This is a genomic window from Pseudosporangium ferrugineum (genome assembly GCF_003002065.1).
Taxonomy (GTDB): domain Bacteria; phylum Actinomycetota; class Actinomycetes; order Mycobacteriales; family Micromonosporaceae; genus Actinoplanes; species Actinoplanes ferrugineus_A.
Map to the genome: position 1 here is coordinate 43,609 of NZ_PVZG01000003.1, position 25,689 is coordinate 69,297.

At 72.4% G+C, this 25,689-nt stretch carries 22 protein-coding genes and 1 pseudogene; 5 read left to right on the plus strand and 18 right to left on the minus strand.

The annotated features are described in order from the left end of the window. Nucleotides 1–201 precede the first annotated feature (201 nt). From rplS to CLV70_RS07585, 9 genes are all read right to left on the minus strand, one after another. On the minus strand, nt 202–561 hold the full coding sequence (gene rplS / locus CLV70_RS07545) for a 50S ribosomal protein L19 (RefSeq protein ID WP_106125683.1): 360 nt from the start codon (nt 559–561) through the stop codon (nt 202–204). A gap of 126 nt (nt 562–687) precedes the next feature. Continuing rightward, nucleotides 688–1,452 (minus strand): tRNA (guanosine(37)-N1)-methyltransferase TrmD, encoded by a 765-nt coding sequence (gene trmD / locus CLV70_RS07550; protein WP_106125684.1) that lies wholly within the window; start codon nt 1,450–1,452, stop codon nt 688–690. 10 nt (nt 1,453–1,462) lie between these two features. Next, nucleotides 1,463–2,029 (minus strand): ribosome maturation factor RimM, encoded by a 567-nt coding sequence (gene rimM / locus CLV70_RS07555; protein ID WP_211303696.1) that lies wholly within the window; start codon nt 2,027–2,029, stop codon nt 1,463–1,465. A 16-nt stretch (nt 2,030–2,045) separates the two neighbouring features. Next, nucleotides 2,046–2,303, minus strand: coding sequence for an RNA-binding protein (locus CLV70_RS07560; RefSeq protein WP_014447131.1), 258 nt, complete (start codon nt 2,301–2,303; stop codon nt 2,046–2,048). After that, on the minus strand, nt 2,281–2,799 hold the full coding sequence (gene rpsP / locus CLV70_RS07565) for a 30S ribosomal protein S16 (RefSeq protein WP_106125686.1): 519 nt from the start codon (nt 2,797–2,799) through the stop codon (nt 2,281–2,283). Before rpsP ends, CLV70_RS07560 begins: the two co-directional genes overlap by 23 nt. Nucleotides 2,800–2,979: 180 nt before the next feature. Then, complete coding sequence (locus CLV70_RS07570) at nt 2,980–3,681, minus strand: hypothetical protein (RefSeq protein ID WP_106125687.1); 702 nt, start codon at nt 3,679–3,681, stop codon at nt 2,980–2,982. A gap of 61 nt (nt 3,682–3,742) precedes the next feature. Next, complete coding sequence (locus CLV70_RS07575) at nt 3,743–4,402, minus strand: ribonuclease FAU-1 family protein (protein ID WP_106126048.1); 660 nt, start codon at nt 4,400–4,402, stop codon at nt 3,743–3,745. Next, on the minus strand, nt 4,399–5,805 hold the full coding sequence (proS, locus tag CLV70_RS07580) for a proline--tRNA ligase (protein WP_106125688.1): 1,407 nt from the start codon (nt 5,803–5,805) through the stop codon (nt 4,399–4,401). Before proS ends, CLV70_RS07575 begins: the two co-directional genes overlap by 4 nt. Nucleotides 5,806–5,816: 11 nt before the next feature. After that, nucleotides 5,817–6,902, minus strand: a complete 1,086-nt coding sequence (locus CLV70_RS07585) for an amidohydrolase family protein (protein WP_106125689.1) — start codon at nt 6,900–6,902, stop codon at nt 5,817–5,819. 461 nt (nt 6,903–7,363) lie between these two features. Between CLV70_RS07585 and CLV70_RS42075 the strand changes: the two are divergent. Beyond that, nucleotides 7,364–7,555: pseudogene (locus CLV70_RS42075) on the plus strand (BP74-related protein); the annotation flags it as partial. 72 nt (nt 7,556–7,627) lie between these two features. Here the strand turns inward: CLV70_RS42075 and ffh are convergent. After that, the gene (gene ffh / locus CLV70_RS07590; RefSeq protein ID WP_106125690.1) at nt 7,628–9,181 is read right to left on the minus strand and encodes a signal recognition particle protein; all 1,554 of its coding nucleotides are present in this window, start codon (nt 9,179–9,181) and stop codon (nt 7,628–7,630) included. Between the two features lie 64 nt (nt 9,182–9,245). After that, complete coding sequence (locus CLV70_RS07595; RefSeq protein ID WP_245908092.1) at nt 9,246–9,518, minus strand: hypothetical protein; 273 nt, start codon at nt 9,516–9,518, stop codon at nt 9,246–9,248. 236 nt (nt 9,519–9,754) lie between these two features. Between CLV70_RS07595 and CLV70_RS07600 the strand changes: the two genes are divergently transcribed. From CLV70_RS07600 to CLV70_RS07615, 4 genes are all read left to right on the plus strand, one after another. Beyond that, complete coding sequence (locus tag CLV70_RS07600) at nt 9,755–11,521, plus strand: stealth family protein (protein WP_170148586.1); 1,767 nt, start codon at nt 9,755–9,757, stop codon at nt 11,519–11,521. A 28-nt stretch (nt 11,522–11,549) separates the two neighbouring features. Next, nucleotides 11,550–12,797 (plus strand): nucleotide sugar dehydrogenase, encoded by a 1,248-nt coding sequence (locus CLV70_RS07605; RefSeq protein ID WP_106125691.1) that lies wholly within the window; start codon nt 11,550–11,552, stop codon nt 12,795–12,797. Continuing rightward, nucleotides 12,794–14,875 carry an acyltransferase family protein gene (locus tag CLV70_RS07610; RefSeq protein WP_245908093.1) on the plus strand — a complete coding sequence of 694 codons (2,082 nt, stop codon included), beginning with the start codon at nt 12,794–12,796 and terminating at the stop codon, nt 14,873–14,875. The genes CLV70_RS07605 and CLV70_RS07610 overlap by 4 nt, the downstream gene beginning before the upstream one ends. 230 nt (nt 14,876–15,105) lie before the next feature. After that, a complete protein-coding gene (locus CLV70_RS07615; protein WP_170148587.1) occupies nt 15,106–15,597 on the plus strand; it encodes a CAP domain-containing protein in 492 nt (163 codons plus the stop codon). A gap of 67 nt (nt 15,598–15,664) precedes the next feature. Here the strand turns inward: CLV70_RS07615 and CLV70_RS07620 are convergent, their stop codons facing one another. The 7 genes from CLV70_RS07620 to ftsY all read right to left on the minus strand — a co-directional run bounded on the left by CLV70_RS07620 (nt 15,665) and on the right by ftsY (nt 25,669). Further along, nucleotides 15,665–16,711, minus strand: a complete 1,047-nt coding sequence (locus CLV70_RS07620) for an O-methyltransferase (RefSeq protein ID WP_106125692.1) — start codon at nt 16,709–16,711, stop codon at nt 15,665–15,667. Between the two features lie 62 nt (nt 16,712–16,773). After that, nucleotides 16,774–19,284: a glycosyltransferase gene (locus CLV70_RS07625; RefSeq protein WP_106125693.1), complete on the minus strand. Its 2,511-nt coding sequence runs from the start codon at nt 19,282–19,284 to the stop codon at nt 16,774–16,776. Nucleotides 19,285–19,323: 39 nt separating this feature from the next. Further along, nucleotides 19,324–21,588, minus strand: coding sequence for a [protein-PII] uridylyltransferase (locus CLV70_RS07630; protein ID WP_106125694.1), 2,265 nt, complete (start codon nt 21,586–21,588; stop codon nt 19,324–19,326). 5 nt (nt 21,589–21,593) lie between these two features. Then, complete coding sequence (locus CLV70_RS07635; protein ID WP_170148593.1) at nt 21,594–21,932, minus strand: P-II family nitrogen regulator; 339 nt, start codon at nt 21,930–21,932, stop codon at nt 21,594–21,596. Between the two features lie 25 nt (nt 21,933–21,957). After that, nucleotides 21,958–23,346: an ammonium transporter gene (locus tag CLV70_RS07640; protein WP_106125696.1), complete on the minus strand. Its 1,389-nt coding sequence runs from the start codon at nt 23,344–23,346 to the stop codon at nt 21,958–21,960. 283 nt (nt 23,347–23,629) lie between these two features. Next, the gene (locus CLV70_RS07645; RefSeq protein ID WP_106125697.1) at nt 23,630–24,442 is read right to left on the minus strand and encodes a phosphotransferase; all 813 of its coding nucleotides are present in this window, start codon (nt 24,440–24,442) and stop codon (nt 23,630–23,632) included. Nucleotides 24,443–24,493: 51 nt separating this feature from the next. Beyond that, nucleotides 24,494–25,669 (minus strand): signal recognition particle-docking protein FtsY, encoded by a 1,176-nt coding sequence (gene ftsY, locus CLV70_RS07650; RefSeq protein WP_106125698.1) that lies wholly within the window; start codon nt 25,667–25,669, stop codon nt 24,494–24,496. Nucleotides 25,670–25,689 lie beyond the last annotated feature (20 nt).

Consider the following 25,689-nt stretch of genomic DNA (forward strand, 5'->3'; position numbering starts at 1 on the left):
CCGCCGATCCGGTGACCGCCCCGGATACAGCACTACCGCCCGGAGTGCCCCGCGGGGAACAGGTCGGGCGGTAGTGCGAATGGCCTACCAGCGCGGCGGACGCCGCAATGGCACTGATTCCCATCCGTCACTGGCGCAAGCGTAGTTCGCGTGCGCAGCAAACGTCAGTCCAGGTGAATACGGCCCGGACCGGCACGGGGTTCAGCTGACGGTCTGCTTCTCGCGCAGCTCCTTGATCTTGGCCTTCTTGCCGCGGAGCTCGCGCAGGTAGTACAGCTTGGCGCGGCGGACGTCACCGCGGGTCACGACCTCGATGCGGTCGATCTGCGGGCTGTTGATCGGGTACGTACGCTCCACCCCGACGCCGAAGCTGATCTTGCGGATCTTGAAGGTCTCCCGCAGGCCGCCGCCCTGGCGGCTGATCACGACGCCCTGGAAGACCTGGACGCGGGAACGGTTACCTTCGACGACCCGGGCGTGCACCCGCAGCGTGTCGCCGGCGCGGAAGTCGGGAATGTCGGTGCGCTGCGACTGGAGGTCGAGAGCGTCCAGCGTGTTCATCGCTGCATCCTCGGGTAACTCAAAGCGCACCGGGAGTTCGATGCGCGAATGGGTAATTCTGAACCGCCCGGCCTGCGGGAGGTTCCTCGCCCGCCCGCCACGGCGTGGGGACGAACGGCAACCTCACTACTTTGCCACACCCGGCCCCGGGATCCGAAATCCGCCGTCCTCGATGGCCGCCCGGTCCCGCTTGTCGAGGCGCTCCGCCGGGTAGGCCTCGAACAGGTCGGGCCGCCGGGAAGCGGTCCGGAGCAGGGACTGCTCGCGCCGCCAGCGGGCGATCCGGCCGTGGTCGCCGGAGCGGAGCACCTCGGGCACGTCCAGCCCGCGCCACGACGCCGGCTTGGTGTAGACCGGCGCCTCGAGCAGGCCGGCCGCGTGCGACTCCTCGGTCAGCGAGTCGGCGTTGCCCAGCACGCCCGGCAGCAGCCGGGTGACCGCCTCCATGATCACGATGACGGCGACCTCGCCGCCGAAGAGGACGTAGTCCCCCAGCGACACCTCGCGCACCGGCATCCGGGTCGCGGCATCGTCGATGACCCGCTGGTCGATGCCCTCGTACCGGCCGCAGGCGAAGATCAGATGTGGCAGCGCGGCGAGGGAGACGGCGTCCGCCTGGGTGAACGGCTTGCCCACCGGGGACGGCACCACGAGGGTCGCGGCCGGGGACGCGACGGCGTCGAGAGCGGCGGCCCACGGCTCGGGGCGCATGACCATGCCCGGCCCGCCACCGTACGGGGTGTCGTCGACCGTCCGGTGCACGTCGGAGGTCCAGGTGCGCAGGTCGTGCACGGAGAGGTCGAGGATCCCGGCGCCCCGGGCCTTGCCGATCAGCGACAGGTCGAGCGGCGAGAAGTAGTCCGGGAAGATCGAGATGACGTCGACGCGCACGGGAAACCTTCTAGAGGTCGAGCAGGCCCTCGGGCGGGTCGACGACGACGCGTCCGGCGGCCAGGTCGACGGTCGGCACGATCGAGCCGACGAACGGGATGAGCGCGGTGCCGCCCTGGGCCTTGCGGAGCACGATCAGGTCGGAGGCGGCCGCGTGGTCGATGCGATCGACCGTGCCCAGCTCGGCGCCGCCGAGGTCGACCACCGTCAGCCCGATGAGCTGGTGGTCGTGGAACTCGTCCGGGTCGTCCGGCAGCGGCACGTCGGCGCTGTCGACCTGCAGCAGCACGCCGCGCAGGGCCTCGGCGACGTTGCGGTCGGGCACGCCGTCGAACTGGGCGATGATCCGGCCCTGGTGCCAGCGCAGCGACTCCAGGGTCAGCTTCTCCGGCACCCGGTAGGGCACGCCCGGAGCGGCGGCGGTCGCCGGACCGGTGTTCACCCGGCGGTCCCGGGGGACCTCGGTCGTGAACACCGACCCGGCGACGAATCTCGCCTCTGGCTCATCGGTCCGGACGGTCACCAGGACCTCCCCACGGATGCCGTGGGGCTTACCGATCTGGCCGACTACCAGCAGCATCGCGACGGTTGCTTCAGTACGCGTCGACGATGTCGACGCGGATACCGCGCCCACCGATCGACCCGATGACCTGACGCAGCGCCTTGGCCGTGCGCCCGCCCCGCCCGATGACCGTTCCCAGGTCCTCGGGGTGGACGCGGACCTCGAGCCGCTTGCCGCGGCGCGAGTCGACCAGCCGCACCCGGACGTCGTCCGGGTTGTCGACGATGCCCTTGACGAGGTGCTCCAGCGCGGGCCGGAGCGCCCCGTCAGCTCGCGTCGGCGCCGGCACCGGCCGGGTCCTCTGCGGTCTCGGCGACGGCCTCGCGGTTGGGCTCCGCCCGGTCGGCGGCCTTGGTCTGCGCCGGCTTGGCCTCGGCGGCCTCCGGAGCGGCGGCGACCTTGGTGGCCTTCTTGGCGGGCTTCGCGGCCGGGGCGTCGGCGATGCCGGCGGCGGCCTTGGCCTCGGCCTCGTACGCGGCCTGGCGGTTGGCCTTCTCCGGCGCGACGAGCAGCGGCGGCGGGGCCGGCAGGCCCTTGAACTGCTGCCAGTCGCCGGTCTTCTCGAGGATGCGCTGCACGGCCTCGCTCGGCTGCGCGCCGACCGAGAGCCAGTACTGCACGCGCTCGCTCTTGACCTCGATCAGCGACGGGTCGTGCTTGGGCTGGTAGATGCCGACGTACTCGATCGCACGGCCGTCACGCTTGGTGCGCGAGTCGGCGACGACGATGCGGTACTGCGGGTTGCGGATCTTGCCCATCCGCAGGAGCCGGATCTTAACGGCCACGGTTGTTTCGCTCCTGATGATTACGTGGGTGAGCCGACGGAACCCACGTGGGGATGCGGGACCGATGTCTCGTGGACTGGCGATGCGAGAAGGGTTAGAGGGCGCCTCTCGCATGCCGGATACCAGCTGACCATTCTGCCAGACGGTCGGCCGTCCCTCCCAATCGGGCCGGGAAACACCTCAGCGCACCCGCTCCAGGGCCGTCCGCGCCGTCCGGGTCAGCGCCGCGTACGCCTCGCCGGCCTGCTCCTCGCGCCACGGCACGTCCCCGGAGGCCTCGGGGACGGTGACCTGGACGGTCAGCAGCACAGTGCCGTCCCGGACCGCGACGAGGAACGTGCGCATGCGCTCCTCCTCGGGCTGGAAGACCTCGGCGTCGAGGCCCGCGAACGCGCTGTCCCCCAGGCCGGGAAGCCGTCTCAGGAACGGCGCCGAGGAGAGACTCCGCGCGTGCCCACCCTCCGCGCCGGCGTAGGCCACCTCGGCCAGCAGCTGGTAGTCGTACCACTCCACCACGAGCGAGCCGATGGCCCGGGGCATCGCCTTGTCGCTCTTGACGAGGAAGGTGCACGCGGCGCGCGAGTAGCCGTCGCGGCGCTCGGGCACGCCGCGCACCGCCGGCTCCGAGACGTCCTTGCTGTCCCACAGCTCGGCGTGGCCGATCGCTGCGGTGAGCGGGCCCAGGTCGAGGGCGGGGCAGATGCCCGGGCCGACCGAACGGGGCGTGCCGATCAGGCCGTCGATCCGGTACGCGGCGAAGGCGGTGCCGGCGGCGGCGAGCAGCAGGGCGGCCAGGGCGGCGAACCAGCGCGGCGGTCGCGGACCCGGATCCCACCCGGGAGCGGCCGGCGCGGAGACGACGATGGAGGAGGCAGCGGTCACCGGGGCAGGCTACGGACTTCGATCCCGTCCCGCCGCCCGTGACCCTCCTCACGTGAGATGGTCAGGAGCGCAGGCGCGGGACGGGCGGGCGGTCCCAGCCGGGCGGCACCGTGGCCGGGACGGGCCAGGCCGGGTCCGGGACGAAGTCGGTCCAGGTGCCGTCGAAGGGGAAGTCGCCCGCCTCGATCTGTTTGATCACGCGCAGGCCCTCCGCGCGGACCGCGGCCTCGTCGCGCACCCAGTAGTGCTCCGGGAAGGCGAGACGCTCGGCGAACTCGTCCTCGTCCTTCCACTCCCAGGTGCGGTCCGGGCGGGCCACGACGTCGAGGTCCTGGTCGATCACGTCGACGCCGGCCACCTCGCCGTCGTCCCAGCGCAGGGCGCGCTCCTCGAGGTTGACGTACCAGTTGGTGAAGGTGCCGTGGTCGTCGCGGAAGAACCAGACCGAGTGGTCGGCGTCCGGCGGGATGAACTTGAGCAGCCCCGGGCCCTGCCAGACGCCCGGCACCACGCGGTAGTCCAGCCCGATCCACTCGGCGAACGGCATGTCGCGGATGCCGCGCCCGTCGGTGGCCTCCTCGACGAGCACGGCCGAGCCGCGGGCCAGCCACAGCAGCAGGCCGCGCCCGTCGTCGGAGACGACCCGGCACGGGCGTACGGAGGCCAGCCGCGGCCCGTCGATGTTGCGGTAGAGGACCTGACGGCCCGGGGCGAACATCAGTACGCGCGCGCCAGGATCGCCAGGACGCCGGGTTCGTCGTCGGATTCGGGCACCGACCCGTCGGGGTTCACCAGGCAGCGCACGGTGACCGCCTTGCCGTTCGCCTCGGCCTCGCCGTCGGGGCCCACCGCCGACCACGGCAGCCGGGCCCAGCCGTCCTGCGCCGCCTCGATCGCCTCGCCGAGCGTCTTCACGTCGACGGTCCGGCCCTCGCGGAACGTGCGGGCGTCGTCGAGGAGCCGCTGCTGGTCGGTCTTGAGCGCGTCGGCCACGGCGCCGGCGACCTCGCCGAGGGCCATCGGGGTCTTGGTGCCGTCGATGCGCCGGGCCACCACCGCGTTGCCGGCGGCGAGGTCCCGCGGGCCGACCTCGACGCGCACCGGGATGCCCTGCAGCTCGGCGTCGACCGCCCGGCGCCCGAACGGCACGTCGGCGCGGTCGTCGAGCTTCACCCGTACGCCGGCGGCCTTGAGCTCGTCACGCAGCTTGACCGCCGCCTCGGTGACGCCCTCGCCGGCCTTGACCACCATGATCTGGGCCTGGATCGGGGCGAGCCGCGGCGGGAGCCGCAGGCCGCTGTCGTCGCCGTGCACCATGATCAGGCCGCCGATCATGCGGGTGGTGCTGCCCCACGACGTGGTCCAAGCGTGCTCCACCGACCCGGCCTGCGACGTGTACGTGATGTCGAACGCCTTGGCGAAATTCTGCCCGAGCTCGTGCGACGTGCCCATCTGCAGGGCCTTGCCGTCGCCCATCATGGCCTCGAGCGTCATGGTGTTGGTGGCGCCGGCGAACCGCTCCCGCTTGGTCTTGCGGCCGGGGACGACCGGGATGGCCAGCAGGTTGACCATGAAGTCCTCGTAGACCGAGTGCAGGATCCGGCGCGCGTAGTCGCGGGCGTCGGCCTCGGTGGCGTGCGCGGTGTGCCCCTCCTGCCAGAGGAACTCGGTGGTACGCAGGAACGTGCGCGGCCGCAGCTCCCACCGCACCACGTTGGCCCACTGGTTGAGCAGCAGCGGCAGGTCGCGGTACGAGTCGATCCACTTGGCCATGAACTCGCCGAAGATCGTCTCGCTGGTGGGCCGCACCACGATGGGCTCGGCCAGCTCCTTGCCGCCGGCGTGGGTGACGACGGCGAGCTCCGGCGAGAAGCCCTCGACGTGCTGCGCCTCACGGCTCAGGTAGCTCTCCGGGATGAAGAGCGGGAAGTACGCGTTCTGCGCCTCGGCGTCCTTGATCCGCGCGTCCATCCCGGCCTGCATGCGCTCCCAGATCGCATACGCGGCCGGCCGGATCACCATCGTCCCGCGCACCGGGCCGTTGTCGGCCATCCGGGCCTTGCCGATGAGGTCCTGGTACCAGCGGGGAAAGTCCTCCGCACGGGGAGTGAGCACGCGAGCCATGAGGCAGCATCCTAGCGGGGCCCGCGGATCACCCTTCCCTTGAGCACGATGTATCGCGGCGCGCGGACGACCGCCAGGTCCGTACGCGGATCCTCGGGGTAGATGACCAGGTCCGCGAGCCCGCCCTCGACCAGGCCGGGGAAGCCGAGCCATTCCCGGGCGCGCCAGGACGCGGCGGCGAGGACGTCGACGGCGCTCAGGCCGGTGCGGTGCAACAGCATCATCTCCTCGGCCGCCATGCCGTGCCGGATGCTGCCGCCAGCGTCGGTGCCGAGGTAGATGGGCACCCCGGCCTCGTGCGCGGCGCGGACGACGTCCGGGAAGCGGCGCTGCAGGTCGCGCATGTGGGCGGCGTACCCGGGGAATTTGGCCTGGGCCTGATCGGCGATGCCGCCGAAGGTCTCGATCTGGATCATCGTGGGGACCAGCGCCGTGCCGCGCCGGGCCATCTCGTCGAGGAGGTCGAGGGAGAGCCCGGTGCCGTGCTCGACCGAGTCCACCCCGGCCCTGACCATGATCTCCACGCCCTCCTCGGAGAACGTGTGCACCGCGGCCCGGGCGCCGGCCGCGTGCGCCGCGGCGACGGCGGCGGCCATGGTCCGCGGGTCCCAGCTCGGTGCCAGGTCCCCGGCCGTACGGTCGATCCAGTCGCCGACGAGCTTGACCCAGCCGGTGCCCGCCGCGGCCTGGGCGGTCACAGCGCCGGCCACCTCCTCGGCGGCCACCTCGACGCCGATGTCCCGCAGGTAGCGCTTCGGCGGGGCCACGTGCCGCCCGGCCCGTACCAGGCGCGGGATCTCCGGCTCGTCGTCCAGCTCCGGGTAGGGGTACGGCGAACCGGCGTCGCGCAGCGCGAGCACGCCGGTGTCCCGGTCCCGCCCGGCGGCCTCGCGGGCCTCGCCGAGCGACTCGATCGGCTTGCCGCCGTACCGGATGCCGAGGTGGCAGTGGGCGTCGACCAGGCCGGGCAGGATGAACCCGCCGTCGCTGACCGTCTGCGCCCCCGCCACCGGCTCGGTCGTGATCCGGTCGCCGACCAGGTAGAGATCGCGGACCTCGCCCTCGGGCAGCACCGTCCCGCGCACGTGCAACGTCATCCCTAGTTCCTACCCGATGCCGGGACGCGGAGCCTGAGCAGGCCCGATCCGCCGCGCAGCCAGGAAGAAATCCTGTCTAGATGGCCGTTAAGACGGAGCATCCCCGGTTAAGTCCGCGTTACGCAGAAGAATTTACTGCCCCGGCCGCGCGGTGTGGATCTTGCTCTGTTAGGTTCTGCGGCATCATCCACCTCTCGGGCGGTTCGCCCACAAGGCACCCGTCTGCCCCGTGAAAGGATCTTCATGCGCAAGTTCGCCCTGGCGGCCCTCGCAGCGATCACCGTGGCCGTCTCCGCGGTCTCGGGTTCCCCGGCGTCGGCGGCGCCGGCCGCTCCGGCCGCGGCCTCCGTGATCGTGACCTTCGACGCCAAGGGGGAGATCTTCCGCGCCCGGCTCGACGACGCGGCGTCGATCCAGGTCGCGCGGGAGCTGCTCGCCGGCACGCCCAGTACCCCGCCCACCCGAACGGCACGATCGTCTACGGCTCGGCGCGGGAGAACGTCGGCTGGTCGTGGCACCTCGAGGACACGTTCATGGCCGACATCTCGGCCGAGGTCTGCGACGGGCTGCCCTCGGACGTGGAGAAGCACGCCATCACCGTGCCGTACTTCTGCCCGTGGGGCGCCGAGGTGATCGCGATCCAGAACGTCTGATCCCCGTACGGAAAGCGGCGCCGGCGATCTTCGCGATCGCCGGCGCCGCTCGTTGTCCGCGTCGGACCCGGGTCAGCCCTTGTCGTCCGGGTTCTTGGGCTTGTTGAGCTTGTTGAAGTCGATCTTCGGCAGCTTGAAGCCCGGCGGCAGCCCCTGGCCGCCCAGCGCGTTCGGGTCGAGGCCGGGCGGCAGCTGGGGCATGCCGCCCGGGAAGCCGCCCGGCATGCCGCCGCCCATGGTGCGGGGACGGTTGCCGCCCTTGGTGCCCTTGCGCTTGTTCTTCGGGCTCTTCGTCGCCTTCCGGCGGCTGCCGGGCAGGCCCATCATGCCGCCCATCTGCTTCATCATCTTCTGCGCGTCGGTGAAGCGGTTGAGCAGCTGGTTGACGTCCATGACCGTCACGCCGGAGCCGTTGGCGATGCGGGCGCGGCGGGAACCGTTGATGATCTTCGGGTTGGTGCGCTCGCCCGGGGTCATCGAGCGGATGATCGCCGTGACCCGGTCGAAGTGCTTGTCGTCGAGCTCGGCCAGCTGGTCCTTCATCTGGCCCATGCCCGGCATCATGCCCAGGATGTTGGCGATCGGGCCCATCCGGCGCACGGCGATGAGCTGGTCGAGGAAGTCCTCCAGGGTGAACTGCTCGCCACCGAGCAGCTTGGAGGTCATCTTCTCCTTCTGATCCTCGTCGAAGGCCTGCTCGGCCTGCTCGATGAGGGTCAGCACGTCGCCCATGCCGAGGATGCGGCTGGCCATCCGGTCGGGGTGGAAGACGTCGAAGTCCTCGAGCTTCTCGCCCGTGGACGCGAAGAGGATGGGCTCGCCGGTGACGTGGCGGACCGAGAGCGCCGCACCGCCGCGGGCGTCGCCGTCGAGCTTCGACAGGACCACGCCGGTGATGCCGACGCCGTCGCGGAAGGCCTCGGCGGTGGTGACCGCGTCCTGGCCGACCATGGCGTCGATGACGAAGATGACCTCGTCCGGGTCGACCGCGTCGCGGATGTCGCGGGCCTGCTGCATCATCTCGGCGTCGATGCCGAGGCGGCCGGCGGTGTCGACGATCACGATGTCCTTGGCCGTACGCCGGGCGTGCTCGATCGACTCCTTGGCGACCTGCACCGGGTCGCCGACGCCGTTGCCCGGCTGCGGGGCGTACACGTCGACACCGGCCCGGCCCGCGAGGACCTGCAGCTGGTTGACCGCGTTGGGCCGCTGAAGGTCGGCCGCGACCAGCATCGGCTGGTGGCCCTGGGCCTTGAGCCAGCGCGACAGCTTGCCGGCCAGCGTCGTCTTGCCGGAGCCCTGGAGGCCGGCCAGCATGATCACGGTCGGCGGCTGCTTGGCGAACTGCAGCCGCCGCCCCTCGCCGCCGAGGACGTTGACGAGCTCCTCGTGGACGATCTTGATGATCTGCTGGGCCGGGTTGAGCGCCTGCGACACCTCGGCGCCGCGGGCCCGTTCCTTGAGGTTGGCGATGAACGTCTTCACCACCGGCAGCGCGACGTCCGCCTCCAGCAGCGCCAGGCGGATCTCCCGCGCGGTGGCGTCGATGTCGGCGTCGGTGAGCCGCCCCTTGCCCCGGAGCTTGGTGAAGATCCCGGAGAGGCGGTCGCTCAGGCTGTCAAACACGGCACAACTTCCCGTTGCTCAGTAGGGCGGAGATGTCCGCAAGCCTAGCCGCCCGCCGGAAGGCTCACCGGTTGCGCATCCGGTACGTCTTCGCGGCCGCCTCGATCCGGCGCTGGGTGCGCGTGCCGGGCGCCAGCCCCTTCTTCGCCTTGCCGTACAGGTAGACGCCGCCGCCGACCACGATCGCGCCCACGATCAGGTACGAGAGCGCGCCGACCAGCACGTGCAACAGCGAGATCGCGATCCATCCCACCACGATCACGCCGGCGATCGTCGCCACCAGGTATGCCACTGCCTTGCCCATGTCGTCCTCCTCGGAGAGCCCGTTGTCCACCATGCGCCCATCGCGCAAGCCGGCGCATCAGGGCGGCCCCGTAGGGGTGGCGGCCCGCCGTTCTCCCACGGCACCCCAATAAATCGCGTATACCGCTGATATCAGGCGTTACTCGGCATAACACCGATGTCCGTGAAACGGTCATCGACCGCAACCAACCGGTATATCCCGCCGTTGAGGCACAGGAACCGGGTGGCCACCGGTCGAGCCCGAACGACATCCGGCGGAAGGACGAGCTCGTGCCCCTACGGCGGATCCTGCGACTGGCGCCCTGGGACGTCCGGTCACGCATCCTCAAGACGGTCCAGCATCGCGTACTGCCGCGGATGGCGGAGGACCAGCGGCTCGGCATGGCCCGCCGGCTGGTGTCGCTCGAGCCGCCGCCGCGGCTGTCGTTCCGGCGTGCCGCCGCCCGGGCCGAGACGATCCGGGTACGCACGGCCCGCGGCTGGGTCACCGCCCGCCGCGACCCGGCCGCCGGGCCCGCGGTCGTCCGCCGGCAGAACCTCGACCGCGTGATCGCCGCCCTCGACGAGGCGGGCATCGAGTGGTTCCGGATCCCCACCAAGCTGCTGCGGACCACCGCCGTGGCGGTACGCCGTACCGACCGCCCGGCCGTGATCCGCCTTCTGCGCGAGCTGACCGCCGGCAGCCACGGCCTGCTCGACGTGGTGAAGCCGCGCCGGGGCGGCAAACCGGCCACCGCCGACATCGTGAAGGTGAGCTGGCCCGTCGCGGACCCCCGGGGCAGCCTGGTGCTCGGCCCCGAGCTGGGCTGCGAGGTCGAGTTCTGGACCGAGCGCGACGGCGTCCTGGCGGGCCCGCGCGGCAACCCGATCGCGGACGTCATCCCGCTGGACGAGCCGGTGGTGTCCGCGCCCGAGCCGGCGTTCGGCCCGTTCAGCTCGCCCGCCGACCGGACCGCGTACCGGACCCGGGAGATCTTCACGCTGCCCAGCCCGGACCGGATCAGCTTCCCGATCGACGTGGTCTACACCTGGGTCGACGGCGGCGACCCGCAGTGGCAGGCCCGCAAGGCCGCCGCCCTCGGCGAGAACGCCTGGCTGGACGCGGCGAGCCGGCTGGCCACCAACAACTCCCGCTACGCCTCGCGCGACGAGCTGCGGTACTCGCTGCGGTCGCTGCACTGCTTCGCGCCCTGGGTGAACCACATCTACCTGGTCACCGACGATCAGGTGCCGCAGTGGCTGGACACCTCGCACCCGGGCCTGACCGTGGTGAGCCACCGGGAGATCTTCGGCGACACCGGCCGGCTGCCCACCTTCAACTCGCAGGCCATCGAGTCGCGGCTGCACCGCATCCCCGGCCTCAGCGAACACTTCCTCTACCTCAACGACGACGTCTTCCTGGGCCGTCCGGTCGCGCCGGACCTGTTCTTCACGCCCGGCGGGCTGACCCGGTTCTTCCCGTCGAACGCCCAGGTCGACTCGGCGCCGCGGCGCCCCGACGACCCGCCGGCGGACTCGGCCGGCAAGAACAACCGGGAGCTCATCCGGGTGGCGTTCGGCCGGGTGCTGACCCGCAAGATGATGCACACCCCGCACCCGTCGCGGCGCAGCGTCATCGCCGAGATCGAGGAGCGCTTCGCCGAGTACGTCGAGGCCACGGCCGGCCACCAGTTCCGCCACCCGGACGACATCTCGCTGCTGTCGTCGCTGCAGCAGTACTACGCGTACCTGACCGGGCGGGCGGCGCCGGGGACCATCGCGTACGCGTACGCCGACCTGGCCAACCCCACCACCCCGCTGAAGCTCGCGGGCCTGCTGCGGCACCGCCACCTCGACGCGTTCTGCCTCAACGACACCGACTCGGACGAGGTGGTCGCCGCCGAGCAGGAGGCGCTGCTCGCCGAGTTCCTGCCGGCGTACCTGCCGTTCCCCTCGCCGTACGAACTGACCGGCCCGCGGCCCACGGCCGCCGTCGTGGCGCAGGTGGACCGCGGCCGGGAGCTGGCCGCCGTGCCCACCAACTCGCCCGTCGCCTGACGCATCCCGCACAAAGGAGATACCTCTCGTGAGCTTCGACGTCGTCATCCTCGGCCTGGGGTACGTGGGACTCCCCCTCGCCCAGCAGGCCATCCGGGCCGGCATGTCCGTGCTCGGCTTCGACGTCAACCCGGCGGTGGTCGCCGCGCTCGGCGCGGGCCGCTCGCACGTGGACGACCTGTCCGACGCCGACGTGGCGGAGATGATCGCCGGCGGCTTCCGCACCACCGCCGACGAGACGCGGATCGCCGAGGCGGGCACCGCGGTCATCTGCGTACCGACGCCGCTGTCCGAGGGTGACGGCCCCGACCTGCGCGCGGTGACCGGCGCGACCGGGGCGGTGGGCCGCAATCTGCGGCCCGGCATGCTGGTCGTCCTGGAGTCCACGACCTATCCGGGTACGACCGACGACGTGGTCCGCCCGCTGCTGGAGAAGCTGTCCGGGCTCACCGCGGGCATCGACTTCCACGTCGCGTTCTCGCCCGAGCGCATCGACCCGGGCAACGAGCGGTTCGGCGCGCACAACACCCCGAAGGTCGTCGGCGGGTACACCCCCGGCTGCACCGACCGGGTCGCGCAGTTCTACGGCCGGTTCATCCAGACCGTGGTGCGCACCCGCGGCACCCGCGAGGCGGAGACCGCGAAGCTGCTGGAGAACACGTACCGGCACGTGAACATCGCGCTGGTCAACGAGATGGCCCGGTTCTGCCACGAGCTGGACATCGACCTCTGGGACGTCATCCGCGCCGCGTCCACCAAGCCGTTCGGCTTCCAGGCGTTCTACCCGGGCCCCGGCGTCGGCGGCCACTGCATCCCGATCGACCCGAACTACCTGAGCCACAACGTCCGCAGCAAGCTCGGATATCCGTTCCGCTTCGTCGAGCTCGCCCAGGAGATCAACGCCACGATGCCCGCGTACGTGGCCCGCCGCGCGCAGAACCTGCTCAACGCCGACGGCGTGGCCGTGCACGGCGCGAAGATCCTGCTGCTCGGCGTCACGTACAAGCCGAACATCGCCGACCAGCGCGAGTCGCCGGCCACCCCGCTGGCCCGCCACCTCACCTCGCTGGGCGCCGTCCTCACCTTCCACGACCCGTACGTCACGGACTGGCAGGTGCCGCGCACCGACGACCTCGAGGGCGCCGCCGCGGCCGCCGACCTGGTCATCCTCGTGCAGCAGCACCGCGAGTACGACGCCGACCACCTGGCGGGCATCGCCAAGCGCTTCTTCGACACCCGGGGCGTCACCACCAGCCGGGAGGCGCACCGGCTGTGACCGAGATCAGCACCGCGCCCGTCGCGCCCTCTCCCCGCCACACCGCGCGGCCGGGGCATTGCGTCCCCGGCGCGCCGCCCGCGCCGTCCGCCGTACCGGGACGGCACCGCCGCGACATCGAGGGGCTGCGGGCGGTCGCGGTGCTGCTCGTGGTCGCGTACCACTGCGGCCTGCCCGTGGTCACCGGCGGCTACGTGGGCGTCGACGTCTTCTTCGTCATCTCCGGCTTCCTCATCACCGGCCTGCTGCTGCGCGAGGCGCGCGGCACCGGCACGGTGTCGATCCCGCGGTTCTACGCCCGCCGGGCCCTGCGGCTGCTGCCCGCCTCGACCGTCGTGGTGGTGGCGACCGTCGTGGGTGCCGCGCTGTGGCTGCCCCCGCTGCGGCTGAGCGCGATCCTGTCGGACGCGCTGCACACGATGGTCTACGCGATGAACTACCGGCTCGCCGCGGTCGGGACCGACTATCTGCAGGCGGACGCGGAACCGTCGCCGTTGCAGCATTTCTGGTCGCTGGCGGTGGAGGAGCAGTTCTACCTCGTCTGGCCGCTGCTCATCATCCTGTTCGCCAGGCGGCGCGGGCTGGGCGCGGTGCTGTCGCTGCTGACCGCCGGTTCCCTCGCCTTCGCGCTGTGGCAGACGCGGGAGAACGCGGGGTGGGCGTACTTCGGTGCGCACACCCGGGCGTGGGAGCTCGGCGTCGGCGCCCTGCTCGCGGTGACCGCCCTGAAGCTGCCCCGCTGGTGCGTGCCGGCCGGCCTCGCGGCGATCGCCGCCTCCGCCGTCGTCTACACCGCGGACACCCCGTTCCCCGGGTACGCCGCCCTCCTGCCCGTCCTCGGCACCGCCGCGGTCATCGCCGGAGGCACCGGGCGTACGGCGGGGGTGCTCGGCCTCCCGGCGCTACAGGCCGTCGGGCGGCTGTCGTACTCGTGGTACCTGTGGCACTGGCCGGCGCTGATGCTGGCGCCGTACGCGATCGGCCGTCCGCTCGTGCTCTGGGAGAACGTCCTCGTCGCGCTCGTGGCGCTGGTCCTGGCCGCCCTCACGTTCGCGCTCGTCGAGAACCCGGTCCGGCACCTGCGCGCCCTGCGGGACCGCCCGTGGCGCGGCATCGGGCTGGGCGCCGCCATCTCGCTGGTCGCCGCCGGGCTGTGCGTGACCGTCACGTTCACCGCCACCCACTTCGGCGGGACGACGAACTACCACGCCACCGTCCTGGACCCGGCGACGTTCGACCCGCGGGACCTGTCGAGCCAGATCGCCGCCGGCGTGCACGCGCCCGCGGTGCCGGCGAACCTCACCCCCAAGCTCACCAGGGCCATGAAGGACAAGCCCCGCTACTACCGCGAGGGCTGCTCCGGTGACTTCGACGACCCGGGGCTGAAGAAGCCCTGCCTGTACGGCGACCTGTCCTCGGACACCACGGTCGTGCTCTTCGGCGACTCGCACGCCGGGCACTGGTTCCCGGCGCTGGAGGCGGCCTCGCTGCGGCGGCACTGGAAGCTCGCCGTGGTGACCAAGAGCGCCTGCACGGCGGCCGACGGCCTGATCTACCTGCCGCAGCTCAAGCGCGAGTTCACCGAGTGCGTCCAGTGGCGCAAGCAGGCGTGGCGCTACATCCGGTCGCTGCGCCCGGACAAGGTCGTGATGGCCTCGACCTATCCGGCCCTGGAACTGCTCGGCGTGAGCGGCTCGCAGGACGACGCCTACGTCGCGGCCTGGCAGCGGTCCTACCGCGCGGTGTCGGGACCGGGCACCGAGGTCTACTTCGTCAGCGACACCCCGTGGCTGGCCGGGCCGGCGCCGGAATGCCTCTCCGCCCACCTCGACGACCCCGCCGCGTGCGGGCGCAGCCGCAAGAGCGCGCTGGCCCTGCCCGGCCGGCGCCGGCTCGTCAACGCCACGATGCGCGCGGCCGGCGCCACCGTCATCGACCCGGTCCCGTGGTTCTGCACCGAGACCACCTGCCCGGCGACGGTCGGCGACCTGCTCGTCTATCGCGACCAGCACCACATCACCACGGCGTACAGCCGGCTGCTGGCACCTCAGTTCGGGGCGGCGCTGGCCGCCTCCTGATCCTCCCCTGCGAAGGCCCGGCGGAACGCTCCGCCGGGCCTTCGTGCACCCGTACGGCAACCGGCCCGGTAACCGCCTCGCAACGGTCGTACGGCAGGCACCCGGGCGGCAACTCAGCACTCACGGCAAGGCACCTGAACAGGCATCAGCGATGTCCCGCGGGCTTCCGAAGGGAATGGCGTACCTGGCGAACAAGCGCCGGGACGGAGTTCTCCGAAAGGTCGTGTCCCATGTCGAAGAACCTGGTCCGTCGCCTCGCCACCCTCGCCCTGGTCCCGGCCGCCGCCCTGATCGGCCTGGTCACCGTCGCGGCGCCGGCCGAGGCGGCCGTCGTCTCCGCCACCACGCTGCAGACGCAGGTCGTGACGCTGTCCAATCAGGCCCGGGTCAACGCGGGCTGCAAGGCGCTGAAGGTCAACGCGGCGCTGCTCTGGGCCGCCCGCGGCCACAGCAAGTACATGGCGACGACCGGCAACTTCAGCCACACCGGCGCCCGCAACTCCACGTTCATCGCCCGCGCCAAGGCCGCCGGCTACAGCGCGCCGCGCAGCGAGAACATCGCCTGGGGCTACCGCAGCGCCCGCGAGACCGTCAACGCCTGGCTGAAGTCGCCGGGTCACCGCCGCAACCTGCTCGACTGCGGCGCCAAGACGTTCGCCGTCGGCGTCGTCTACTCGGCCAACGGCACCCCGTACTACACCCAGGAGTTCGGCTCCCGCTGACCCCTGCCTGGTCCTTCCTCTCCCCCGTGACCGGCCGGCATGCCCCCGCATGCCGGCCGGTCCTCTTTTACGCGGGTACGGCGGACGCGCGCGAGCCGCTGCGCGAGTAGGACAGCACCGCATGCCGGCCCAGCAGCCGCGGCTCGGCGCTCAGGCCGGCGACGTTCTCGAGCCAGCGCCGGACCGCGTCCTGCTCGTCGGGGCGGTTCGCGTCGTCGAGCACCACCGTCGCGATCGGCGCCAGGCGGCTCTCCAGGGCGTGCATGGCAGGGAACCGCGCGTCCGGCCCGGTGGCCGCGGGCGGGCCGTCGATCAGCAGCAGGTCGATGCCGCGGACGTCGGAGAGCTTCTCCACGTCGTACCAGCGGTAGGTCTTGCCGTCGACGGAGAGGTCGCTCAGCGGCGCGGTCCGCACCTCGGCCACGGCCGTCAGCCCGTGCGCGTCGAGCATGTCCCGGGTCCGGGACGCGTACTCCTCGTCGTGGTCCAGCGACACGAGCCGGCCGCCGGTCTTCTCCAGGGCGTACGCGAGCCACACCGTCGACGTCCCGCTGCCCAGCTCGACCACCAGCCGCGGCGAGCGCAGCCGGACGAGGTGCAGCAGGTCCAGCAGCTCGGTGGGGTTGAGCGCGAAGTCGCCCGACGAGGGCATCGGCGCGCGCGGCGTGAACTCGGCGAAGAGCTGGAACATCGCCTCGATCTCCCGGCTCTGCGCCCGCAGCAGCAGATCGGTGCCGTGCCCGTACTGCCGCAGACCCTTGGTGATGGTGCGGTGGAGCTCCTGGTGGCGGTCCCCGGCGGTGAGCCGTTCCTTCTCCACCGTCGCGACGACGCGGCGCTGCATCTGCTCCACCACGGTCCGCAGGTCCCGGTGGGCCGCCTGGTTCGCCCGGTGCAGGCCGCCCATCCAGCGCGACAGGTGCAGGATGCCGAGCAGCACCGCGAGCATCAGCACCGCGACGAGCGACGTGGCGAGGCCCTGGTGCCCCGTGGCGGCGGCCGTCCAGATGCCGGCGACGACCGCCAGCACCGCGATGAGGACGATCACCTGCGGACGGGTCAGGCTCTGCAGCCGTACCGCCAGCCGACCACCGAACCGGGTCAGGCTGCTCATTTTCCTGGAACCTCCGATGTGCGCTTCCGACACGACCCCTAACGGCACGGCTCCCCCGCCCGTTACGCCGGTGCGACCTCGGGTGTCCGTTGTGCGGGGGCGGTCGTCCGGGGTGCGTGGACCAGAGCGGCGATGCGGTCGACGTACTCCTGCGGGTCGTGGGCGTTGGCCACGACGGCCCGGGCCCGGCGGCTCTGCTCGGCGAAGAGCACCCGGTCCGACGCGTAGCGCTTGATCAGCCCGGCCACCTCGGCCGGCGCGCAGTAGACGGCCGCGTCGCCGAAGACCGCCGCGTGCCGCTCGGGAGTCACCACCACGCAGCCCTGCGCGGCCGCCTCGAGCGCCGGCCGGGAGAACGTCTCCACCGCCTCCGGAGCGGGGAAGTGCAGGTAGAAGTCCAACTGGTGGAGGAACGTGCGCAGGTCCAGGTCGGCGGCCTCGTAGACCAGGTGCGAGCGCGGCCCGCCGAGGTTGACGTCGGTGAGCGGCCAGTCCGGCAGCCGCAGCCGCACGTCCACCTTGCGCAACCCGTCGTAGACGACCAGCGGCTCGCGCGTGTCCCGCGGCCACACCCCCTGGTCGCACAGGTCGGTGCCGACCACGGGTACGCCCGGCCCCGCCCCGTCCCGCGTCGCCACCCACCGCCCGCCGGCCACCACGGTCGGCAGGTCGTACGGCGTCAGCTCGATCGACGGGTACGCCCGCAGCGCCCCCCGCACCTCCGGGTCCTGCGGGCACCACACGGCTTGCGCCCCGAACATCCGCGCCGCCGTACGCGCGCACGCCCCCGGCTCGTAGCGGTGGTCGAGCCCGTCCCGGCGCACCGGGGCCTGGTCGGCGACGATGAGCACCTGGCGGGGCCGCAGCAGGCACTCGTCGTCGGACGCGAACTGCAGCACGGCCGCGTGCCGCACGACCAGCAGCGCCGCCTCGACCGCGTCGCCCGGCAGCACCTGACCGATCCGGCCGGCGTTCACGAGCTTCTGGATCGGGTTGGCCAGGGCGTACCGGCGCCGCGCCATCGGCCGCAGCGACTCGACGTGCAGCACCGCCACCCGCAGCCCCCGGTCGGCCAGCGCCTGCATCTCGTCGATCGCGGACAGCTGCGGGCCCTGGAGGAACCGCCAGTCGCCGGCGAGCACCACGTCGTACTCGGGGCGGGGCGGGGCCTCGCCGCGGGCGTACCGGAGGTGGTCGGGGACGGCGAACGGCCGGTCGGCGCCGTCCCGCGGCCGGTACGGCTTGGCGACCCGCGCCGCGATCCGGTTGTGCCAGTGCTGGTACGCCGACGAGTACGCCACCCGCGCCGGATGCATCCAGTAGGCCCGGATCTCCGACCGCGACAGCGACCCCAGCGACAGCCGGATCAGCGCGAGCGGCGCCGACTCGACGTGGCGCACCGCCCGTTCGCCGTAGACCGCGCGCATCCGTCCGATGTACTCGGAGTCGGCCGCCTTGCGGACGGGATCGAAGTAGCCGATCCGGTCCATGACGACCTGGCGACGGAACATCAGCGACGACGGGTTGAACCGGCCGCGCCGCACCGCGGGCCGGGTGAGCAGCAGTTGCTCGGTCACCGCCAGCCCGTCCGTGGTGGTCGCGACGATGCGGGAGTTCTCCAGCATCGGCCGCACCTGCAATTCCAGCCGGCGCGGGTGCGACCAGTCGTCGGAGTCCTGGAACGCGATGAATTCACCCTCGGCCGCGTTCAGCCCGGCGTTGCGGGCCGCATACGTGCCCTGGTTGTAGGGCTGCCGCACCAGCCGCACGCCGGGCCCGAGCGCGACCGCCCGGTGGAGCACCTCGTCGTATTCCGGCGGCGACGCGTCGTCGACGATCAGCACCTCGACGTTGCGCCACGACTGGCTCAGGATCGAGCGCACCGCGGTGATCAGCCCCTCGTCGGGGTGGAACGCGGTGACGATGACGGAGATCCGCTGCGGCCCCTCGACCGGAGCCGCCTCGGCGGTGGCGGTGAGCCGGTCGAACGGCGGCAGCCCGTTGGCCGCCTCCAACGCCGGGTACGGCTTCGGCATGAGCCGCTGGAACGCGGCCAGCCACGGCGCCACCGGCTGCCCGCCGTCGCCGGCGAACGGATTCGCCACGTCGATCTCGAGGTCCGTGCGCACGGCCTCGCTCATTTCCGGGTACGCCCGCAGCAACGCCCGAGCCGCCGCCGGGCCCCGCCACGTGAAGGTCAGCTGCGCGTGCAGTCCCTGATGCGCGGGCGACAGCGCCTCCACGCCCAGCGCCGCGGGGATCAGGTCGTAGAGGGCGAGCGCGTCGGAGCGGTCCTCCGGCAGCATGTCCTGCAGCGCGATGGTCTGCGCCAGCCCCGCCAGCACCGACGGGCGCACCTGCGCGCGGATCCGCCGCAGCCAGGCGGCGTCGCCGGCCCGCGCGGCGGCGAGCAGCCCGTCGTACGTCGTCCCGGTGTCCCGCAGCGCGATGTACGCCAGCAGCCGCCGCATCTCCAGCGAACGCAGCCGGATCGCCGTCGGAGGCACGGCCCGCCCCACGTGGTACCGGGCGATCCTCAGGTAGTCGTCGAGCAGACCGGCGGATTCCCCCATGTTGAACGCAACGCTGCCGCCGGGGCGTTGGTGACGGGCTCAGACGACGGCCAGGACCGCGGCCTCCACGCGTTCCCGTTCCGCCGCGTCCGCCCAGGACCCGACCAGGTAGAACGCGTCCACCACGTCGCCGCCGAGGGTGGAGATCCGGGCGGCGCGCACCTCGGCGCCGGCCTCGTCCAGCGCGGAGGCGACCCGGTAGAGCAGGCCCGCCGAGTCCGCGGCCCGCAGCTCCAGCACCACCGCGTCGGTCGCGGCGGCCCGCAGCCACACCACCCGCGGCGCGGCACCGTCGCGGGCCGTCCCCGCCCGGGCCCGCAGCCGCTGGGTCACCGAGACGTCCCCGGCCGCGACCCGGCGCAGGTCCGCGGCGAGCGCCACGGGATCGGCCGGGGAGCCGTAGCGCGGCTGGGTGCGGAACTCGACGATCGCCCGGCCGTCGACCGTGGCGGCGTCGGCGGCGACGACGTCGAGGCGGTGCATGGCCAGGCACGCCGCCACCGAGCCGAGCAGCCCGCGGCGGTCGGCCGTGGCCACCGCGACCCGGTCGCCGTCCAGGTGCACCGCGGGCAGGTCGCCCACCAGCAGCTCCGGGTCGGGTTCGGGCGGCTCCGGCAGGGCACCGGTGTCGAGCGCCGTGCGCACCCGCCGGACCAGCTCGGCGATCAGCCGGGACTTCCAGTCGGACCAGGCGGCCGGGCCGGTGGCGTGCGAGTCGGCGCGGGCCAGCGCGTGCAGCAGGTCCAGGGTCGTCGCGTCCCCCACCGCCTCGGCGACCGACGAGATGGTCACCGGGTCGCTGAGGTCGCGGCGGGTCGCCACGTCCGGCAGCAGCAGGTGCAGGCGGACCAGCTTCTCGATGGTCGCCACGTCGGCCGGCGGCAGGCCGATCCGGGTCGCGATGTCGGCGGCGACGGGCGCGCCGACGGTGCTGTGGTCGCCGGGCAGCCCCTTGCCGACGTCGTGCAGGAACGCGCCGAGGAGCAGCAGGTCGGGGCGGTCCACCTCGCGGGCGTACGCGGTCGCCTCGTACGCCGCCTGCACCAGGTGCCGGTCCAGCGTGTAGCGGTGCACCGGGTGGTGCTGCGGGAGGCTGCGCATCCGGGCCCACTCGGGGAGCCAGGCGTCGATCAGGCCGTACCGGTCGCAGGCCTCCCACGTCGGCAGCAGGCCGGGGCCCGAGCCCAGCAGCGACACCAGCGCGGCGCGGGCGGCGGGCGGCCAGGGCGTCGGCAGCGGCGGGCAGAACGAGGCGAGCCACTCGCAGGTGGCGCGCGCGATCGGCAACCGTACGGTGGCGGCGGCCGCGGCGACCCGCAGCGAGAGCGTCGGATCCGGCACCGGCCCGATCGCGGTACGCGCGAGCACCAGCTCCCCGTCCTGCTCGACCACGTCCCGGGCGACCGGACGCCGGACGGGCGCACCCGGCACGCCGCCCCGCCGGCGCCCGGTGCGCAGCCGGTCGGCCGCCCGCCAGGCGTCGTCGAGCGCGTGGGCGACGGTCCGGGCGTCCCCGGCCACGCGGCGCAGCAGCGCGTCGCCGTCCTCGACGTCGAGCAGCTCCGCCACGGCGGCGCGTTCCTGGGCGACGAGGCGGTCCACCCGCCGCCCGACCGACAGGTGCAGGGCGTCGCGGGTGTCGAGCAGGCGCAGGTCGGCGGCGCGCACCGCGGGACGCATCGTGTCGGCGACCCCGGCCCGGCCGATGCCGCGCAGGATGGTCAGGTCGCGCAGGCCCCCGGCGGCCTCCTTGAGATCGCCCTCGAGCAGGAACGCGAGCTCGCCGTGGGTCGCCCAGCGGGCCGCGGTGATCTCCTTGAGCTGCGGGAGCAGGCGTACGGCCGTGCGCCGCCACTGGTCCCCGGCCGCGGCGATCAGCTCGGCGGACAGGGCCGCGTCCCCGGCGACGTGCCGGGCGTCGAGCAGGCCCAGCGAGACCTTGACGTCGTCGTGGGCCACGGAGAGGGCCTCGGGCAGCGTCCGTACGGAATGGTCCAGGCCGAGCCGGGCGTCCCAGATCGGGTACCACAGCGCGGAGGCGATCCGGTCGATGCCGGCGGTGCCGTTGTGCAGCAGCACCAGATCGAGATCGCTGTACGGCGCGACGTCGCGCCGGCCGAGCCCGCCCACCGCGACCAGGCTGATGCCGGGCAGGTGGGCCGGGAACATGGCGGTCAGCCACGCGTCGAGCGCCGCCGCCCGCTGTGCGCGGGCGGCGGCGCCGAGGTGCTGCGACAGGTCGGCAGGCGAGCCGCCGGCCGGCACCCGGGGTGCCGCCGACGGCTCGCTGACGACCGCATCCATGTTGTTCAGAGCGCGTCGAGCCCGCGCTCGCCGGTACGGACCCGGACCACGTCGTCGACCGACGTCACCCAGACCTTGCCGTCGCCGATCTTGCCGGTACGCGCCGACGTGACGACCGCGTCCACGACCTTCTCCACGTCGATCTCGTCGGTGACGACCTCGACCTTGATCTTCGGCAGGAACTCCACCGTGTACTCGGCACCCCGGTAGACCTCGGTGTGCCCCTTCTGTCGTCCGTAGCCCTGTACCTCGCTCACGGTGAGCCCGGCGACGCCCAGGGCGTGCAGAGCCTCCTTCACCGCGTCGAGCTGGTACGGCTTGATGACCGCGGTCACCAGCTTCATGCTCAGTCCCTCCATGTCAGAGAACTTAACCGGCGACCTTCTGGCTGACGTCGGCCTTGCCGTCAGCGTCCACGGGTCCGGAGTTGGTCAGCCCGGCCATCGCGAACGCGCCGGTGCCGGCGCCGCCACCGGCGGGGGTGAGGTCGTAGCCCGTCTCGCCGTGGTCGGCGATGTCGATGCCCGAGATCTCGGCCTCCTCGGAGACCCGCAGACCCTTGGCGGCCTTGATGATCAGGGCGATCACCGCGGCGATGGCGAAGGAGTAGAGCGTCACGACCAGGCTGCCCAGGGCCTGCCGGCCGAGCTGGGTGACCCCGCCGCCGTAGAACAGGCCCTCGCTCGCGTTGAGGATGGCGCTGTCGGTGATGCCGGCGTTGACCTGCGTGGTGGCGAAGAAACCGATCGACAGCGAGCCGATCCAGCCGCCGACGAAGTGGACGCCGACGACGTCGAGCGAGTCGTCGTAGCCGAACCGGTACTTCAGGCCGACCGCCAGGGCGCAGACCGCACCGGCGATGAGGCCGATGAGCACGGCCGGCAGCGGCGCGACGAAGCCGCAGGCCGGGGTGATCGCGACCAGGCCGGCGACCGCGCCGGAGGACGCGCCGACCAGGGTGGGCTTGCCGTCCCGGAGCCACTCCACGACGACCCAGCCGACCAGGGCCGCGCCGGTGGCGACCTGGGTGTTGAGGAAGGCGAAGACCGTGGTGCCGTCGACGGTGAGCTCGGAGCCGGCGTTGAAGCCGAACCAGCCGAACCACAGCAGGCCGGCGCCGAGCGCGACGAACGGCACGTTGTGCGGCCGCATGTTGTCCCGCGGCCAGCCGACCCGCTTGCCCAGGATGAGGCAGAGGGCCAGCGCGGCGGCACCGGCGTTGATGTGCACCGCCGTACCACCGGCGAAGTCGAGCGCGCGGATCTTCGAGCCGATGAAGCCGCCGCCCCAGACCCAGTGGGCCACGGGCACGTAGACCAGGGTGAACCAGGCGATGGCGAAGACGACCCAGCCGCCGAACTTCATGCGGTCGGACACCGCGCCGCTGATCAGCGCGACGGTGATGATGGCGAACATCATCTGGAAGGCCATGAACGCGTACGTCGGGATGCCGGTGTTCGCGCCGAAGAAGAGCCATTCCTCGGTGATCGCGCTGGTGCCCGTGCCGAAGTAGGTCGAGAAGTTACCGATGATGTTGTTCAGGCCGGCGGAGCCGTTGACACCGAACGCCAGCGTGAAGCCGTACAGAACCCACAGGATGGAGACGAGCCCGATGCACGAGAAGCTCATCATCATCATGTTCAGTACGCCCTTGGACCGGTTCAGGCCACCGTAGAACAGCGCCAGGCCCGGAGTCATGAGCAAAACGAGCGCAGACGACAGGAGCAACCAGGCCGTATTGCCGGTGTTGATCTCCACGCTGCCTCCTCTCGGATAGGTGTCCTTCAGCGCTTGCCCGCGCGGGTTACCGTCGGGCGAAGCGGGGTCGGCCCCCAGGGCAGCGTCGCGCCAGTTGACCGGTGTGTGGCGGAAGCCTTCCGGTCCGCTGTTTCGCGCACGGTCTACGCGCGATTTCCAACACGTCACCGGTTGTTTCGTACGTGTGAAGAAACTCTCACAGGCGCCCGGACATAGCCCACTGAACAGGGACAATAGGCCTATCCGACACCACGAGGACGATCATCGCGGTGTCAACGGCGTGTCACCGGAGGGCGTACTCCAGGGTGTGCCGCTCGTAATCGAGCAGCCGGAGATCACGCATCGGCCGGCGCAGGTGGCCCTTGTGCACGATCCGGACGAATGCCGGATCGCCGGCGGCGGCCATCCGCCGGATGCCCTCGACATGGTCGACGATCCGCTTGCGGATGGTCCGGACCAGGCGGTGCCGGTCGCGCGGGATGAGACCGTACGCGTCCGCGAAGAGCCGCAGCCGCCGCGGCCGGTTGGGCCGCTTCCAGCCCAGCGTGTACGAGTCCCGGTCGCTGAACAGCGGCACCCAGGTCCACGCCGCGTACGCCACGTCGTAGATGCGGGCGCCCGGCGAGGCCAGGTCGAAGTCGATCAGCGCGAGGGTGCCGTCCGGCCGCCAGACCACGTTGTGCGGCGCGGCGTCGTGGTGGCAGATCACCTCGGTGTCCGGCGGGGGCGGGCCGAAACTGCGCCACACCGCGCCCGGCGGGGGCTGGAAGCCGTACTGCGCGTCGTGGAACATGCGCAGCATCGTGGCGACCGTGACCAGGGCCTCCTCGGTCGTCCAGTGCGGGGCCAACGGGTACTCACCGCACTCGCCGTCGAGATACGACAGGACCTCGCGGCCCTTCTCGTCCATGCCGAGGGCGTGCGGCGACCCGGTGAAGCCGACCCGCTGGAGATGATTGAGCAGCGAGTGCACCGCGGGCGTCCACGGCCCGGCGTTGCGGCGGACCGTGTCACCGATCCGCGATACCGTGCTGACGTTCCCGCCGTGCAGCGGGATCTCGCGGCTGGAATCCGGAGCACTGCGCTCCTGCGTCACCCACGACCCCCTCTGAAACCACCCGTCAGCACGGGTCTGCCACCCCCGAGCCTACGCGTCGGTGCCAAGCAGGGCCTCGACGAAGGCGGCGGGTTCGAACGGCGCCAGATCGTCCGGACCCTCGCCCAGACCGACCAGCTTCACCGGAATACCCAGCTTGTTCTGCACGGCAATCACGATGCCGCCCTTGGCGGTGCCGTCGAGCTTGGTCAGGACGACGCCCGTGACGTCCACCACCTCGGTGAAGACGCGGGCCTGCTCCAGCCCGTTCTGCCCGGTGGTCGCGTCCAGGATGAGCAGCGTCTCGTCGACCGGCCCGTGCTTCTCCACGACCCGCTTGACCTTGCCCAGCTCGTCCATCAGGCCGACCTTGTTCTGCAACCGGCCCGCGGTGTCCACCAGCACGGTGTCCACGCCCACGTCGATGCCGCGCTTGACGGCGTCGAACGCGACGCTGGCCGGGTCGCCGCCCTCCGGACCTCGGACGGTCTCGGCACCGACCCGCTCGCCCCAGGTGGCCAGCTGCTCGGCGGCGGCGGCCCGGAACGTGTCGGCGGCGCCCAGCAGCACCGTCCGCCCGTCCGCGACCAGCACCCGGGCGATCTTGCCGCAGGTGGTGGTCTTGCCGGCGCCGTTGACCCCGACGACCAGGACGACCGCGGGGCGGCCCTCGTGCGGGGCTGTGTGCAGGCTGCGGTCCAGCTCCGGCTCCAGCGCGGCGGTCAGCTCCTCGGCCAGCTGCGCGCGCACCTCGGCGACCGTACGCGTGCCCAGCACCCGGACCCGCTCCCGCAGCCGCTCGACGAGCACCTGGGTGGCCTCGACGCCGACGTCGGCGGAGATCAGGCTGTCCTCGATCTCCTCCCACGCGTCGTCGTCGAGGTGATCGCGGGACAGCACGCTGAGCAGGCCCCGGCCGAAGACGTTCTGCGACCGGCTCAGCCGGGCCCGCAGCCGCACCAGGCGCCCGGCGGTCGGCTCGGGCGTCTCGACGGCCGGCGCCGTGGGGGCGGCCGGCTCGGCGGGCCGCTCGATCAGCGGCGGCAGCGTCTCCGCCTCCGGCACCGCCGGCGGGCGTTCGAGCGTGGTCGTGCCCGCCCGGTCGTCCCCCGGCACGCTCCCCGCCGGCGGCGGCAGCTCGCGCCGGCGCAGGCGCGGCACGACGAGGCCGACGGCCCCGACGAGCAGCACCGCCAGCAGGATCAGAGAGGCGACCACGTATTCCATGCCCGAAATCCTGACAGATG